Raw genomic sequence first — 13,415 nt, 5'->3', positions numbered from 1 at the left:
TGTCGCGCGCGCCGCGCGCATCCGTCGTTTCTCAAGCCTCGATTACCGTGCCGCATCTCGAACCCCGGATCGTCCATGTCGACGACTACATCATCGTCGCCGAAAAGCCCGCCGGACTGCTGTCCGTGCCGGGGCGCGGCGAGCACAAACAGGATTGCCTGATCGCGCGCATCCAGGCGAGCTACCCGGACGCGCGCATCGTCCACCGGCTGGACTTCGACACCTCGGGCCTCATCGTCCTCGCGCGCGGCGCGGAGATGCATCGCCGACTCAGCATGGCCTTCGAGAAGCGCGAGGTGGATAAGCGCTATTTCGCGCTCGTGCACGGCCATGTGCTGTCTCAGGACGGCGAGGTCGACCTGCCGCTGATCGTCGACTGGCCGAACCGTCCGCGCCAGATGGTGGATCCCGTGAACGGCCGGCGCGCGCTCACGAACTACCGCGTCGTCGAGCGCAGCGGCACGGGGCCGGACGCCGTCTCGCGCGTCGAACTCGAGCCCGTCACCGGGCGCTCGCACCAGCTGCGCGTGCATATGATGACGATCGGCCACGCGATCCTCGGCGACACCCTCTACGCCCCGCCGGAAAGCGCCGAGCGCCACCCGCGGCTGCACCTGCACGCGGCGATGCTCGCCTTCGACCATCCGCAGACCAAGCAGCGGATGAAGTTCGTCAGCCCGGTGCCGTTCTGAGCTCGCCCTGAATGAAAAAGCCCGGCGGACCGGGCTTTTCGGGTGATGGGTCGAGGCGGCTCAGACGTTGAACAGGAAATTCAGCACGTCGCCGTCCTTGACGACGTATTCCTTGCCTTCGGCGCGCATCTTGCCGGCTTCCTTCGCCCCGGCTTCGCCCTTGTAGGCGATGAAGTCGTCGTAGGCGATCGTCTGCGCGCGGATGAAGCCGCGTTCGAAGTCGGTGTGGATCACGCCTGCGGCCTGCGGGGCCGTATCGCCGACGTGGATCGTCCACGCGCGCACTTCCTTGACGCCCGCGGTGAAGTAGGTCTGCAGGCCCAGCAGCGTGTAGCCGGCGCGGATCAGGCGATCCAGGCCCGGTTCCTCGAGGCCCATCGACTCGAGAAAGTCCTTCTTGTCGGCGTCCTCGAGGTCGGCGATCTCGGCCTCGATCGCAGCGCACAGCGCGACGACCTGGGCGCCTTCGGCGGCCGCGTGGGCGCGCACGGCGTCCAGATGCGGGTTGTTCTCGAAGCCGTCCTCGGCGACGTTGGCCGCGTACAGCACCGGCTTTGCAGTGATCAGGCAGAAGGGCTTGATGCTCGCCCATTCTTCCTTGCTGAGGTCCAGTGCGCGCACCGGCTTCGCCTCGTTGAGCTGGGCGAGGCACTTCTCGAGCACTGCGACGAGGATCTTGGCGTCCTTGTCGCCGGCGGCGGCCGGGCGCTTGTAGCGGTTCACGGCCTTTTCGACGGTGGCCATGTCGGCGAGCGCAAGTTCGGTGTCGATGATCTCGATGTCGCGGATCGGATCGACGCTGCCGGAGACGTGCACGACGTTGTCGTCGGCGAAGCAGCGCACCACGTGGACGATCGCGTCGGTCTCGCGGATGTTGGCGAGGAACTGGTTGCCCAGGCCTTCACCCTTGGAGGCGCCCGCGACCAGGCCGGCGATGTCGACGAACTCGACGATCGCGGGCTGGATCCTCTGCGGCTTGACGATCTCCGACAGCGCGGCGAGGCGCGGATCGGGCACTTCGACGATGCCGACGTTGGGCTCGATCGTGCAGAAGGGGTAGTTGGCCGCTTCGATGCCGGCTTTCGTCAGCGCGTTGAACAGGGTCGACTTGCCGACGTTGGGCAGGCCGACGATGCCGCATTTGAGGCTCATGGGCGGGGTTCTTCCTTGGGTTTTGCCGGCTTCGGCGCGGCCGGGCGGGCGTTGATTCGGGTGCTGGCGGTGTTCCACTCGCCGCGGGCGATCATCGGCCAGGTCGCGAGGGCGCGTTCCATGGCTTCGTCGATCAGCACCTGTTCCTCGCGGCGCGCGGGTTTCAGGACGAAGTTTACGACCTCGTTGCGGTCGCCGGGATGGCCGATGCCGATGCGCAGGCGCCAGTAGTCGTTCGTGTTGAGGTGGGCCGAGGTGTCCTTGAGGCCGTTGTGTCCGCCGAGTCCGCCGCCGAACTTCAGGCGCAGCTGCCCGGGGGGGATATCGAGTTCGTCATGCACGACGAGGATTTCGGCCGGAGTGATGCGGTAGAAACGCGCGAGCGCGCCGATGGCCTGGCCCGAGCGGTTCATGAAGGTCTGCGGCATCAGCAGCCACACGCCGGCGTCGCGCGCATTGGCGACCAGACCGTGGAAACGGGATTCGTGATTGAAGCGCACGCCGAGCTGGTCGGCGAGGCGCTCACAAAACCAAAACCCGGCATTGTGCCGGGTCTCGGTGTATTCGGCGCCGGGGTTGCCGAGGCCGACGATGAGACGCGGTGCTGCGGCGCTCATCGTGTCGGTTCCTGCGTCATCCCGGCGCTGCGTCCCGAGGCGTCAGCCTCAGGCGGCTGCGCCTTCGGCGCCTTCTTCAGCGACAGCGCCCTTGACGGTGACTGCGGTCGCAACGACCGGGTCGCCTTCGCCGTGCGCAACCAGCTCGACGCCGGCCGGCAGCGGGAGCTGCGATACGTGGATCGACTCGCCGGCCTGCAGGTTCGCCAGATCGACTTCGATGAACTCCGGCAGGTTGCCCGGCAGGCACTGCACGTCGACTTCGGTGATGGTGTGCGAAATCATGCAGCCGCCGAGCTTGACGGCCGGGCTCGCCTCGCCGTTCGCGAAGTGCAGCGGCACCTTGAGGTGGATCTTCTGGCTCGCATCGACGCGCTGGAAGTCCAGGTGCAGGATCTGCTGGCGGAACGGATGCCATTGGGTGTCACGCAGCAGCACAGCCTGCTTCGCGCCGTCGACGTCGACCGACAGGATCGACGCGTGGAAGGCTTCCTTGCGCAGCAGGTGGTACAGCTCGTTGTGGTCCAGTGCGATGGTCTCGACGTCGCCCGAGCCGTAGATGATGCCCGGGATCTGGCCGGCGCGACGCAGGCGGCGGCTCGCACCCGTGCCCTGTTCCACGCGCTTGGTGGCCTTGAATTGGATCTGCATGGTGATACTCCTGGTTGAAACGATCCGTCCGCGACCAGACGGATGGGTTGAATCCCCGGAACTCCCGGGGACGAAATTCATTCCATGAACAGCGAGCTGACCGACTCTTCGTTGCTGATGCGCAGCATCGTGTCGGCGAGCAGCGAGGCGACCGAGACCTGGCGGATGCGCGGACAGGCCTTGGCGTCGTCGCGCAGCGGGATGGTGTCGGTGACGACCAGTTCGTCGAGATCGGATTCGGAGACGCGCGAAATCGCCGCGCCGGACAGCACGGCGTGCGTGCAGTAGGCGAGCACGCGACGGGCGCCGTGTTCCTTCAGCGCAGTGGCGGCCTTGCATAGCGTGCCGGCGGTATCGACGATGTCGTCCATGATCACGCAGGTGCGGTCCTTGACCTCGCCGATGATGTTCATCACCTCGGAGACGTTGGCCTTGGGACGGCGCTTGTCGATGATCGCCAGGTCGCACTCCATGCGCTTCGCGAAGGCGCGGGCACGGACGACACCGCCGACGTCGGGCGAGACGACCAGCAGGTCGTCGTACTTCTGCTTGTCGAGGTCGGCGAGCAGCACCGGCGCGGCATAGACGTTGTCGACCGGGATGTCGAAGAAGCCCTGGATCTGGTCGGCGTGCAGGTCCATGGTGAGCAGGCGCTGGACTCCGACGGCCTGCAGCATGTTGGCGACGACCTTCGCGGTGATCGGCACGCGCGCGGAACGCGGGCGGCGGTCCTGGCGGGCGTAGCCGAAGTAGGGGATGGCGGCGGTGATGCGGCCGGCCGATGCGCGCTTCAGGGCATCGACGAGGACCACCAGTTCCATCAGGTTTTCGTTCGTCGGCGTGCAGGTCGGCTGGAGGATGAAGACATCCTTGCCGCGCACGTTTTCGAGCAGTTCGACGTTGACCTCGCCGTCGGAGAAGCGGCCCACCGTGGCCGAGCCGATGGAAATGCCCAGTCTGCGAACGACATCCGCCGCGAGTTTGGGGTTGGCGTTGCCGGTGAAGACCATCAGGCTGCCGTAGGCCATGTCCGAATCTCCGATGCCGCTAGAATGGCGAGGGTAAAAACGACTCGGGCAGGCGCGAGGCCTGCCCGAATATGTTGGCTGGGGAAGAAGGATTCGAACCTTCGAATGCCGGAATCAAAATCCGGTGCCTTGACCAACTTGGCGACTCCCCAATAAAACTTTTTCGCCCGCTCAATCGAGCCAGTCGCTCAGCGGATGTCTTGCCAGACTTTTCGCCTTCCATGCCCGCATCGGCGCTGGGCACTTTTCGACGATGTCTTTCGCTTCCATCTCGCTGCCAACCTCGGCAAACACGCAGGCGCCTGACCCGGTCATCCGCGCGGGCGCAAACTGCGCCAGCCACTCGATTGCAGCACCGACCTCGGGATACCGATTGCATGCTACTGCTTGCAGATCGTTGCGGGTGGTGCTTGCTGCGAAGTCCGTTATTCTGATGGGTCCCGTATCGCGCGTCAACTCCTCCGCGCGGAAAATTTCGGCGGTGGGCACCAGGACCGGGGGCGCGACGACCACGTACCACGCCGGCGGCAGCGTCAGCGGCTGCAGTTCCTCCCCCACGCCCTCGGCGAAGGCGTCGCGTCCGAAGATGAAGAAGGGGACGTCGGCGCCGAGCTGCAGGCCGAGTTTCGCCAGGGCGGCGCGGCTCAGGCCGGTTCCCCACAGGCGGTTGAGGGCGATCAGGGTCGTGGCGGCGTCCGAGCTGCCGCCGCCCAGGCCGCCGCCCATCGGCAGGCGCTTGTCGATCGCGATGTCGGCGCCGTGGCGGCAGCCGCTCGCCTGTTGCAGCAGCCGGCCTGCGCGCACGACGAGATCCTGCTTTTCGGGCACGCCCGCCACTTCCGTCGTGCGATGCACGGCACCGTCCGCGCGCAGTGCGAACGTGAGGCTGTCGCCCCAGTCGAGCATGCGGAAGGCGGTCTGCAGCAGATGGTAGCCGTCGGCACGGCGACCGACGACGTGCAGGAAGAGGTTCAGCTTGGCCGGTGCGGGGCAGCGTTCGAGGCGGATCAACGGCGGGGTGTCCATTGGTCGATGACGAGCCGGATGCGCGCGTCGCCCCAGGCCGCGTCGATGCGGCGTGGAGCGGCGTCGGCCGCGGGGCCGGCGTACTCGGTGTAGTCGATGATCCAGCCGGCGTCGGCGATGCGCGTCGGGCGGCCTGCCTCGTCCAGGCTCAGCACGCGCGCGCCGGGGCGCGTGGAGGCCTGGACCCAGTGCTGCAGCCCGTCGATCGGTGCGGGAACGCCCAGCAGGCGCGGCAGGATGGCGTCGGCGTCTTCGGCCTGTTCCGTGCGGCCGTCGGCGGTGAGCAGCATCGCGCCGCGCGGGGTGCGCACGAGCTGGCCCACGATCTGGCCGAGGGGGCTGTACACGGTCCATTCGTCGGCGACCGGCGTGTGCGACCACGTCAGGGAGCCGTTCGCGGCCCGTTCGCCGTCACTGGCGGCAAGGCGTCCTTCGAGTTCGAACGCGCTGGCCACGGGGCGCGGGGCGGCGGTGAGGCCGCGCATGGCCTGGCTCGCGCAGCCGGCCAGGAGCAGCGTGGCGAGCGCGGCGGCGACAGCGCGTCCGGCTGTCCGGGATGCGGTGCGCTTCATTGGCCGCGCAGGCGCTTGACGACCGACTTCAGCGCATCGTTGTCGGGGTTGCTCTTCAGCGCCTCGTCCCACACGCGCGATGCGTCGGATTGGCGCTTGAGGGACCACAGGACTTCACCGAGATGGGCGGCGATCTCGGGATCCTGGCGTATGCCGTAGGCCTTTTCGAGATGGGCGAGGGCGCCGGTCGCGTCGTTGCGACGGAAGCGTACCCAGCCCATGCTGTCGAGGATGAAGGGGTCGTCGGGGGTGAGTTCGAGTGCGCGCACGATCAGCGCTTCGGCCTCGTCGAGGCGCACGCCGCGATCGGCGAGGGAATAGCCCAGCGCGTTGTAGGCGTGCGAAAAGTCCGGGCGCAGCGCGATCAGCTTGCGCAGCCGCCCTTCCATGATGTCGAGCTTGCCCAGGCTCTCGGCGAGCATCGACGACTCGTACAGCAGATCGGTGTCGTCGGCGTTGTCGCGCAGCGCGCCGTCGATGAGGTCGAAGGCTTCGGCCTCCTTGCCGGCGCTGCGCAGGAGTTGCGCTTCGGCGAGCAGCAGGCGTTTGCGCTCGGGCTCATCGGCCTTGACGCCGCGCAGGTGCTCGCGCGCTTCCTTGAGCTTGCCGTCGCGTGCGAGCACCGACGCGACGCGCAGCTGGGCGTCGAAGTGCTGCGGCCCCGGTTCGACGGCGCGGTACCAGCGCAGGGCCGTTTCGCTGTCCTTGCGCCTTTCCGCGACCTGGCCGAGGTTGAGGCGGATGCTGTCGCCGTCGGGATGGCCGGCGTTCAGCGCGCGTTCGAGCTGGGTCGTCGCGGTGTCGTAGTCTTCGAGCTGGGCCGACAGCAGGCCCACGGCGTACATCAGCTCGCGGTCGTCGGGGGCGCCGTCGAGGAGCTGGCGGAATTCCTTGCGCGCGGCCTCGAACTGGCGCGTCGACACCAGCGCGCGCGCATGGGCGAGGCGGGCGTTGCGGCTGTCGGGGTGGCGTTCGAGGTATTCACGGACGAGCTTCGTGGCCTCCTGCATCGCGCCGGACTGCGACAGGAGCTGCGCCTTGAACAGGATGGCCGGCTCCCAGTCCGGGCGCAGGCGCAGCGCGGTGTCGATCGAGGCGACGGATTCCATCATGTCGCCGGCTCCGACGGCGGCCTGGGCGCGGGCGAAGTGGGCTTCCGGATGGCTCGTGTAGGGCTCCGTCAGGCGCATCACGATGCCCTTGACGGCTTCCTTGTCCTGCACGCGCGAGAAGGCGCGGTTGAGTCCCATCAGGTGGTTGTCGACGTTTTCGGGCGACTGCGCGAGCAGGCGGGCGAGCTGGGTCTGCACCTGTTCGAGCTGGCCGTCGCCGCCCGCGAGCAGGCCCGCGAGGATGCGGCGCGCCTCGTCGGAGCCCGGTTCGGTTTCGGACCAGATGCGGGCGGCTTCGACCGCCGCGGGCATGTCGCGCGCGAACAGCGCGATTTCCATCGCCCGGCGGGCGATGCGCGGGTCACGGGTGCGCTGTGCGAGGTCGGCGTAGGCCTGCACGGCGATGCCGATTTCGCCGCGCGCGCCGGCGATTTCGGCCAGCAGGAAGGTATACAGGGTGCGCGCGCTGAGTTCCTGGGCGGGCAGCGAGGCAGCGGCGGCCGCCTCGTCAGGGGCGGGGGCGGCCTGCGCAGGGGCCGGGAAGGCCAGCGCGACAGTCAGTCCCAGACCGGAAGCGAACAAGGAGATAAGGCGATTCATGTACTTGGCCCAGAGGGGATTGCACGAACTTCAAACCGGCCCTGCGGTCGTGTCTGACGTATGCTGTTGCCGCGGTGCGTCGGCAGTCGTCCGTTAGAAGGCCCGAATGCGGATGCGTTCGCCCGATGTTATGCAGTTTCTTCGTTTGCGGGCAAGCGCGGCGGCTGTACGGGCCGGTTTCCGGGGCTTGTCCCCTTTGCTTTCGAGTGTCGTGAATGCCTGAATTGCCTGAAGTCGAAACGACCTGCCGCGGCATACGCCCGGCCATCGACGGCCGGACCATGACCGGCGTGAGCGTGCGTAACGGCCGCCTGCGCGTGCCGGTGCCGCCGGACCTGGGCGAGCGCGTGGCCGGTGCGCCGCTGCAGGGCGTGAGGCGGCGGGCGAAGTACCTGCTGCTCGATTTCCCCGCCGGCAGCGTGATCGTGCATCTGGGCATGTCGGGCAGCCTGCGGGTGGTCGATGCGGGTCAGCCGCCGGGCGCGCACGACCATGTGGATCTGGTCTTCGGCGACCGGGCGCTGCGGCTGCGCGACCCGCGACGCTTCGGGCTGGTCGTGTGGCAGCCGGGCGATGCGCTCGCGCATCCGCTGCTCGCGCGCCTCGGCATCGAGCCGCTCGGGGACGAGTTCACCGGCCCTTGGCTGCACCGCGCATTCAAGGGGGTGCGGGCGCCGATCAAGCAGGCGCTGATGGACGGACACCGTCTCGTCGGCGTCGGCAACATCTATGCGTCCGAGAGCCTGTTCCGGGCGCGCATTCACCCGCTGGCGCCGGCCGGCAGCGTCGGCGCGCGGCGTATCGGGCGCCTCGTCGAGGCGGTGCGCGAGACGCTGCAGGCGGCGATCGCCGCCGGTGGCAGCTCCCTGCGCGACTTCGTCGGCGGCGACGGGAAGAAGGGCTACTTCCAGCAGGAGTATTTCGTCTACGGCCGCGCCGGGCTGCCGTGCCGCGTGTGCGGCACGAGCGTGCAGCGGGTGGTGTGCGGGCAGCGTTCGACCTTCTTCTGCCCGCGCTGTCAGCGCCTGTGAATGAAATGGCGGTGGCATCGGCCGCGGGCGTCGTTCGTCGGCGCCGGCGTGCCGCCGGTCGAGCCCGCATCTTCGCGCATTGGACGGCGCCCGATTCGGCGCTATGCTCCCAGGATCTGAAACCTGTGCGCGCCCGGCCCGCGGGAACGCGCTAGCGAGACCTTAATGACCCTCGTGGATCAATTTTCCGCTTACAGTCAATGGCGTGCCGATGCGGCCGGGGCGGTCGCGCGTCTGCGGCAGTGGCTGTCGCGCAACGAGCTCGGCGACGTGCAGGGCGACCTGCGGCTGCAATACGTGCTCGACCGCCTGCGCGACGACAAGCTGACGGTGGCCTTCGTGGCCGAGTTCTCGCGCGGGAAGTCCGAGCTCATCAATGCGATCTTCTTCTCCGGGCACGGCGATCGCGTGCTGCCGTCCAGCGCCGGGCGCACGACGATGTGCCCGACCGAGCTGCAATGGACGCCCGGCGCACGGGCCGAGATCCGCATGCTGCCGATCCGCTCGCGCGCGACGCATGCGAGCGTGAGCGAGCTCAAGCAGTTTCCGGAAGAGTGGATGGTGTTGCGCCTCGATGCCGGGTCGCTCACGGACCTGCAGCAGGCCTTCGCGCGCGTCGGCGAGACCGAGCGGGTGTCGACCGAGCTGGCGTCGCGCCTGGGTTTCGACATCGACGACAAGGGCGAAACCGGCCTCAAGCCCGGTGCCGACGGCATGGTCGAGATCCCGAGCTGGCGTCACGCGGTGATCCAGTTCCCGCATCCGCTGCTCGAGCAGGGGCTGGTCGTGCTCGACACGCCGGGCCTCAACGCCATCGGTGCGGAGCCGGAGCTGACCCTGTCGCTGCTGCCCAACGCCCATGCGGTGCTGTTCGTGCTGGCGGCCGATACCGGCGTCACGCAGAGCGACATGGCCGTGTGGCGCGAGTACGTGCAGTGCGGGCAGAGCCGGCGCAAGGGCCGCCTCGTCGTGCTGAACAAGATCGACGGGCTGTGGGACGGCTTGCGCGACGAGGCGCAGATCGATGCGGAGATCGCACGCCAGGTGAGCTCGGTCGCGGAAACGCTGGACGTTCCCGAGACGACGGTGTTTCCGGTGTCGGCGCAGAAGGGGCTGGTCGGACGCATTTCCGGCGACGCCGCGCTCGTCGAGCGCAGCCGCCTGGGCGAGCTGGAGCGGGCGCTGGCCGAGGATCTGCTGCCGACCAAGCAAGAGATCGTGCGGGACAGCACGCTCTCGGAGACCGACGACCTGGTGAGGCAGACCGATACGCTGCTCGGGGCGCGGCTCACCGGCCTGCGCGAGCAGCTGCAGGAGCTGACCGACCTGCGCGGCAAGAACCAGAGCGTCATCGAATACATGATGCGCAAGATCCGCAGCGAGAAGACCGAGTTCGAGCAGGGTTTGCAGAAGTACTACGCCGTGCGCAGCGTGTTCTCGACGCTGACGAACAATCTGCTCGCCCATCTGGGTATGGACACGCTGCGCGATGAGACGCGGCGCACGCGCGAGGCGATGCTGGAATCGACCTTCACCAAGGGTTTGAGCGTGGCGATGGAGAGCTTCTTCCTGTCGCTGCGCGGCAACCTTGCGCGCTCGGCCGACGAGATCGCCGAGATCACGCGCATGCTCGACAGCATGTACAAGCGCTTCAGCGTCGAGCACGGGCTCAAGCTCGCTGCGCCCGAGGCCTTTTCGACGCTGCGCTACGAGCGCGAACTCGACCGGCTGGAGTCGGCCTTCAACCGTCAGATCAACTCGGCGCTGGCGCTCGTGACGACCGAGAAGCACACGCTGACGCAGAAATTCTTCGAGACCGTCGCCGTCGAGGCGCGGCGGACCTTCGAGGTTGCCAACCGCGACGTCGAGCAGTGGCTGCGCGCGGTGATGTCGCCGCTGGAGACGCAGGTGCGCGAGTACCAGCTGCAGTTGAAGCGCCGCCTCGAGAGCGTCAAGCGCATTCACCAGGCGACCGACACGCTCGAGGAGCGCGTCGCCGAGCTGGAGCAGGCCGAAGCGGCGATGATCGCGCAGCTTGCCGAGCTGAAGGAGATCGCCGGCGGCATCCGCGCGGCGCTGGGGGCGCCGGCACGGGCCGGGGCAAGGACCGGCATCGCGCACGCGGCCTGAGTTTTGCGGGGCCCGGGGCTGATGCCGCCGGGTGCCGCGTGAACGAAAAAGCGGACCGCTGCGGTCCGCTCTTTCGTGAATCTTCCGGCGCCGGCCGGGGGTGTTCAGGCCGTCTTGCCGGTCAGGCGCACGAACTTCTCCATCAGCTGTTCCTTGGTCTCGACCACATCCGGGTTCAGCGGGATACAGTCGACCGGGCAGACCTGCTGGCACTGCGGTTCGTCGAAATGGCCGACGCACTCGGTGCACTTGTTCGGATCGATCTGGTAGATCTCGTCACCCTGCGAGATCGCGCCATTGGGACATTCCGGCTCGCACACATCGCAGTTGATGCATTCGTCCGTAATCATCAGAGCCATCTTTCAATTCCTCGTATTCACTTCACTGAAACTTTCTGCAGCAGCCGTTGGTAGACGGCAGGCTGCACGAACTTGCTGACATCGCCACCCAGACGGGCGATTTCGCGCACCATCGTGGCCGAGATGAACATGTATTCCTCCGCCGGCGTCAAGAATACCGTTTCGACGTCGGGAAAGAGCTTCCGGTTCATTCCGGCCATCTGGAATTCGTACTCGAAGTCCGACACGGCCCGCAGGCCGCGCAGGATCAGGCGGGCGTTCTGGGCGCGCAGGAAATCCATGAGCAGGCCGTCGAAGCCGACGACGTCCACGTTGCCGAACGGAGCCACGACGTCGCGGGCGATCTGCACACGCTCGTCGAGCGTGAAGATCGGCCCCTTGCCGCGGCTTTCGGCGACGGCGACGACGACCTTGTTGAACAGCAGCGACGCGCGCCGCACGAGATCCTCGTGCCCGCGCGTGAAGGGGTCGAAGGTCCCCGGATAGATCGCCACCCCTTCCTTCATTCCTGCCTCCCATGCAGAAGATGAAAATGCACCTGGCCGGCACGGCCTGCCTTGACCGTGCTCAATCCTGCCAGTTCAGTCACTGCTGCTTCAGATTCGGCGTAAATCCAGCCGTCCGGCTTCAGCACCCGGCCGAGCCAGGGCTCCAGCCGCTCGAGCCAGCCCTTGTTGTAGGGCGGGTCGAGGAACACCACGTCGAACCTGTCAGAGGTGGTTTGCGCGAATTTTAGCGCATCGCCGCGAATGAGCTCCACCTGCGATGCCTGGAGGGTCGTTGCGGCCTGGCGCAGGGCGGCGAACGCGCGTGCGTCCGACTCGACGATCACGACGCGTTCGGCGCCGCGCGAGGCCGCCTCGAAGCCGAGGATGCCCGAACCGCCGAAGAGGTCGAGGCAGGTGAGGCCGTCGAGTTCCTGCCCCAGCCAGTTGAACAGCGTCTCGCGCACGCGGTCGGGCGTCGGCCGCAGGCCGGGGACGCTGGCGACTTCGAGCAGGCGCGAACGCCATGCGCCGCCGACGATGCGCACCCGGCTCACTTGCCGTGGCCTGCCTTCTTTGCCGCCGGCGCTGCGCTGCCCGCGCCGTTGTCGCCGTCGCCGCCGGCGACCACCGTGACGAGGTTCTCCGCCTTCACCCGCCGGGCGAAGGCGTCGCGCACCGATTCGACCGTGACCGCCGCGACCTTCTTCGGGTAGGTCTCGAGCCAGTCGAGCGGCAGCTGGTAGAACGCGATCATGCCGACGTAGTCGAGGATCTTGCGGTTGGAGTCGAGGCGCAGCCCGAAGCCGTTGACGAGGTTGTCGCGTGCCGCCTTGAGCTCTTGAGGCGTCGGTCCCTTGGCGACGAAGTCCTGGAGGACGCCGTTGGTCACCTTCAGCGCCTCCTCGGCCTGGCTGCCGCGGGTCTGCAGGCCGATCTCGAACGGGCCGGCGACGCGCAGCGGCATGAAGTAGCTCGACACGCTGTAGGCGAAACCGCGCTTCTCGCGCACTTCCTTGGTCAGGCGCGACACGAAGCCGCCGCCGCCGAGGACGTAGTTGCCGACGAGCAGCGGGAAGTAGTCCGGGTCGTCGCGGCTCATGCCGGGCATGCCCATCAGGATGTGGGCCTGCGCCGACGGGTGGGCGATGTGCTCGGTGCCGCGTGCGGGCAGCTGCGGCGCGGCGATCGGCGCGGGGGCGGCGCCCGCGGGCAGTCCTTCGGTGAGCAGGCGCGCGATCGCATCGGCGTCATCCCGGCTGACGTCGCCGACGATGGTCACGGCGGCGCTGCCCGCGGTGTAGTGCGTGCGGTGGAAGGCCTGCAGCTGATCGCGCGTGATGCCCTGCAGCGACTCGACGGTGGTCGAGCGGCCGTAGGGGTGGTTGCCGTAGATCATCGCCATGAAGCGGCGCGACGCGAGGGTGTCGGGCTGGGTGAGCGCTTCCTTCAGGCCGGCGATCGCGCGGGCGCGCTCGCGTTCGAGGATGTCGGCCGGGAAGGTCGGCTTCGCGAGCAGGCGGGCGGCGAGCGCGATTGCGGCGTCGCGCTCGGCGGCGCTCGACAGCGTGCGCACCGACAGTGTCGCCATGTCGGTATCGGCGCCGCCGCCGATGCGCGCGCCGGTGTCGGCGATGCGCTCGGCGATTTCCTGTTCGTTCAGGCCTTCGGTGCCGGCGTCGAGCAGGCTGCGCGTGAGGCTGGCGACGCCCGTGGCGCTTTCGGGTTCGTAGGCGCTGCCGGCGGGGAAGGAGATCTGGATGTCGATGAGCGGCAGGGCGTGGCTTTCGACGAAATACACGCGCGCGCCGGTCGTGGCGTTCCAGTGCTTGATGTCCGGGCCGGCGGCGGCGTTCGGGCTCGCCAGCGGGCCGAGCAGGGCGGCGCAGGCGAGCAGGGTGCGGAAGGAGCGGAAATTCGGGCGGAGAATGCGCAACGCGGTCATGGGCTTCGTCTGCAT

At 68.0% G+C, this 13,415-nt stretch carries 14 protein-coding genes and 1 tRNA gene; 3 read left to right on the top strand and 12 right to left on the bottom strand.

Annotated elements, in window-relative coordinates:
* Positions 1–47 precede the first annotated feature (47 nt).
* A complete protein-coding gene (locus tag BW991_RS21685; protein WP_076604194.1) occupies positions 48–692 on the top strand; it encodes an RluA family pseudouridine synthase in 645 nt (214 codons plus the stop codon).
* Between the two features lie 60 nt (positions 693–752).
* Here BW991_RS21685 and ychF read toward each other — a convergent pair whose 3' ends face one another.
* The 8 genes from ychF to BW991_RS21645 all read right to left on the bottom strand — a co-directional run bounded on the left by ychF (position 753) and on the right by BW991_RS21645 (position 7,450).
* On the bottom strand, positions 753–1,844 hold the full coding sequence (gene ychF / locus BW991_RS21680) for a redox-regulated ATPase YchF (protein ID WP_076604193.1): 1,092 nt from the start codon (positions 1,842–1,844) through the stop codon (positions 753–755).
* Positions 1,841–2,461 (bottom strand): aminoacyl-tRNA hydrolase, encoded by a 621-nt coding sequence (pth, locus tag BW991_RS21675; protein ID WP_076604192.1) that lies wholly within the window; start codon positions 2,459–2,461, stop codon positions 1,841–1,843. Before pth ends, ychF begins: the two co-directional genes overlap by 4 nt.
* 48 nt (positions 2,462–2,509) lie before the next feature.
* Positions 2,510–3,112 (bottom strand): 50S ribosomal protein L25/general stress protein Ctc, encoded by a 603-nt coding sequence (locus BW991_RS21670; protein ID WP_076604191.1) that lies wholly within the window; start codon positions 3,110–3,112, stop codon positions 2,510–2,512.
* A gap of 77 nt (positions 3,113–3,189) precedes the next feature.
* Positions 3,190–4,140, bottom strand: a complete 951-nt coding sequence (locus BW991_RS21665; RefSeq protein ID WP_076604190.1) for a ribose-phosphate pyrophosphokinase — start codon at positions 4,138–4,140, stop codon at positions 3,190–3,192.
* 75 nt (positions 4,141–4,215) lie between these two features.
* Positions 4,216–4,292: transfer RNA gene (locus tag BW991_RS21660), tRNA-Gln, on the bottom strand.
* A 19-nt stretch (positions 4,293–4,311) separates the two neighbouring features.
* Complete coding sequence (ispE, locus tag BW991_RS21655; RefSeq protein ID WP_076604189.1) at positions 4,312–5,166, bottom strand: 4-(cytidine 5'-diphospho)-2-C-methyl-D-erythritol kinase; 855 nt, start codon at positions 5,164–5,166, stop codon at positions 4,312–4,314.
* Positions 5,148–5,738 (bottom strand): outer membrane lipoprotein LolB, encoded by a 591-nt coding sequence (locus BW991_RS21650; RefSeq protein WP_076604188.1) that lies wholly within the window; start codon positions 5,736–5,738, stop codon positions 5,148–5,150. The genes ispE and BW991_RS21650 overlap by 19 nt, the downstream gene beginning before the upstream one ends.
* Positions 5,735–7,450, bottom strand: coding sequence for a tetratricopeptide repeat protein (locus BW991_RS21645; RefSeq protein ID WP_084205190.1), 1,716 nt, complete (start codon positions 7,448–7,450; stop codon positions 5,735–5,737). Before BW991_RS21645 ends, BW991_RS21650 begins: the two co-directional genes overlap by 4 nt.
* A gap of 215 nt (positions 7,451–7,665) precedes the next feature.
* On the opposite strand from BW991_RS21645, the gene mutM reads away from it, so the two are divergent.
* Together mutM and BW991_RS21635 are read left to right on the top strand one after the other, a co-directional pair.
* On the top strand, positions 7,666–8,481 hold the full coding sequence (gene mutM / locus BW991_RS21640; RefSeq protein ID WP_076604187.1) for a bifunctional DNA-formamidopyrimidine glycosylase/DNA-(apurinic or apyrimidinic site) lyase: 816 nt from the start codon (positions 7,666–7,668) through the stop codon (positions 8,479–8,481).
* Between the two features lie 165 nt (positions 8,482–8,646).
* Complete coding sequence (locus BW991_RS21635; protein WP_076604186.1) at positions 8,647–10,611, top strand: dynamin family protein; 1,965 nt, start codon at positions 8,647–8,649, stop codon at positions 10,609–10,611.
* Between the two features lie 104 nt (positions 10,612–10,715).
* On the opposite strand, the gene BW991_RS21630 is transcribed toward BW991_RS21635, so the two are convergent.
* Genes BW991_RS21630 through BW991_RS21615 form a run of 4 tightly spaced genes read right to left on the bottom strand, consistent with a single transcriptional unit; the run spans position 10,716 to position 13,415 of the window.
* On the bottom strand, positions 10,716–10,970 hold the full coding sequence (locus BW991_RS21630) for a YfhL family 4Fe-4S dicluster ferredoxin (RefSeq protein ID WP_076604185.1): 255 nt from the start codon (positions 10,968–10,970) through the stop codon (positions 10,716–10,718).
* Positions 10,971–10,987: 17 nt separating this feature from the next.
* Positions 10,988–11,476 (bottom strand): pantetheine-phosphate adenylyltransferase, encoded by a 489-nt coding sequence (gene coaD, locus BW991_RS21625; RefSeq protein WP_076604184.1) that lies wholly within the window; start codon positions 11,474–11,476, stop codon positions 10,988–10,990.
* Positions 11,473–12,012: a 16S rRNA (guanine(966)-N(2))-methyltransferase RsmD gene (rsmD, locus tag BW991_RS21620; protein ID WP_076604183.1), complete on the bottom strand. Its 540-nt coding sequence runs from the start codon at positions 12,010–12,012 to the stop codon at positions 11,473–11,475. Before rsmD ends, coaD begins: the two co-directional genes overlap by 4 nt.
* The gene (locus tag BW991_RS21615; protein ID WP_076604182.1) at positions 12,009–13,415 is read right to left on the bottom strand and encodes a M16 family metallopeptidase; all 1,407 of its coding nucleotides are present in this window, start codon (positions 13,413–13,415) and stop codon (positions 12,009–12,011) included. The genes rsmD and BW991_RS21615 overlap by 4 nt, the downstream gene beginning before the upstream one ends.

The sequence above is a fragment of the Aromatoleum tolulyticum genome, assembly GCF_900156155.1.
Lineage (GTDB): Bacteria > Pseudomonadota > Gammaproteobacteria > Burkholderiales > Rhodocyclaceae > Aromatoleum > Aromatoleum tolulyticum.
Note: the sequence above shows the minus strand (reverse complement) of the source record. Positions and strands in the feature narration are given on the sequence as shown.

What these genes read in the sequence shown, in the direction of transcription:
- ychF (WP_076604193.1), bottom strand. Translation starts at nt 1,844, where the DNA reads ATGAGCCTCAAATGCGGCATCGTCGGCCTGCCCAACGTCGGCAAGTCG.
- BW991_RS21650 (WP_076604188.1), bottom strand. Translation starts at nt 5,738, where the DNA reads ATGAAGCGCACCGCATCCCGGACAGCCGGACGCGCTGTCGCCGCCGCG.
- mutM (WP_076604187.1), top strand. Translation starts at nt 7,666, where the DNA reads ATGCCTGAATTGCCTGAAGTCGAAACGACCTGCCGCGGCATACGCCCG.
- BW991_RS21615 (WP_076604182.1), bottom strand. Translation starts at nt 13,415, where the DNA reads ATGCAGACGAAGCCCATGACCGCGTTGCGCATTCTCCGCCCGAATTTC.
- BW991_RS21670 (WP_076604191.1), bottom strand. Translation starts at nt 3,112, where the DNA reads ATGCAGATCCAATTCAAGGCCACCAAGCGCGTGGAACAGGGCACGGGT.
- BW991_RS21645 (WP_084205190.1), bottom strand. Translation starts at nt 7,450, where the DNA reads ATGAATCGCCTTATCTCCTTGTTCGCTTCCGGTCTGGGACTGACTGTC.
- coaD (WP_076604184.1), bottom strand. Translation starts at nt 11,476, where the DNA reads ATGAAGGAAGGGGTGGCGATCTATCCGGGGACCTTCGACCCCTTCACG.
- BW991_RS21630 (WP_076604185.1), bottom strand. Translation starts at nt 10,970, where the DNA reads ATGGCTCTGATGATTACGGACGAATGCATCAACTGCGATGTGTGCGAG.
- BW991_RS21665 (WP_076604190.1), bottom strand. Translation starts at nt 4,140, where the DNA reads ATGGCCTACGGCAGCCTGATGGTCTTCACCGGCAACGCCAACCCCAAA.
- pth (WP_076604192.1), bottom strand. Translation starts at nt 2,461, where the DNA reads ATGAGCGCCGCAGCACCGCGTCTCATCGTCGGCCTCGGCAACCCCGGC.
- ispE (WP_076604189.1), bottom strand. Translation starts at nt 5,166, where the DNA reads ATGGACACCCCGCCGTTGATCCGCCTCGAACGCTGCCCCGCACCGGCC.
- BW991_RS21635 (WP_076604186.1), top strand. Translation starts at nt 8,647, where the DNA reads ATGACCCTCGTGGATCAATTTTCCGCTTACAGTCAATGGCGTGCCGAT.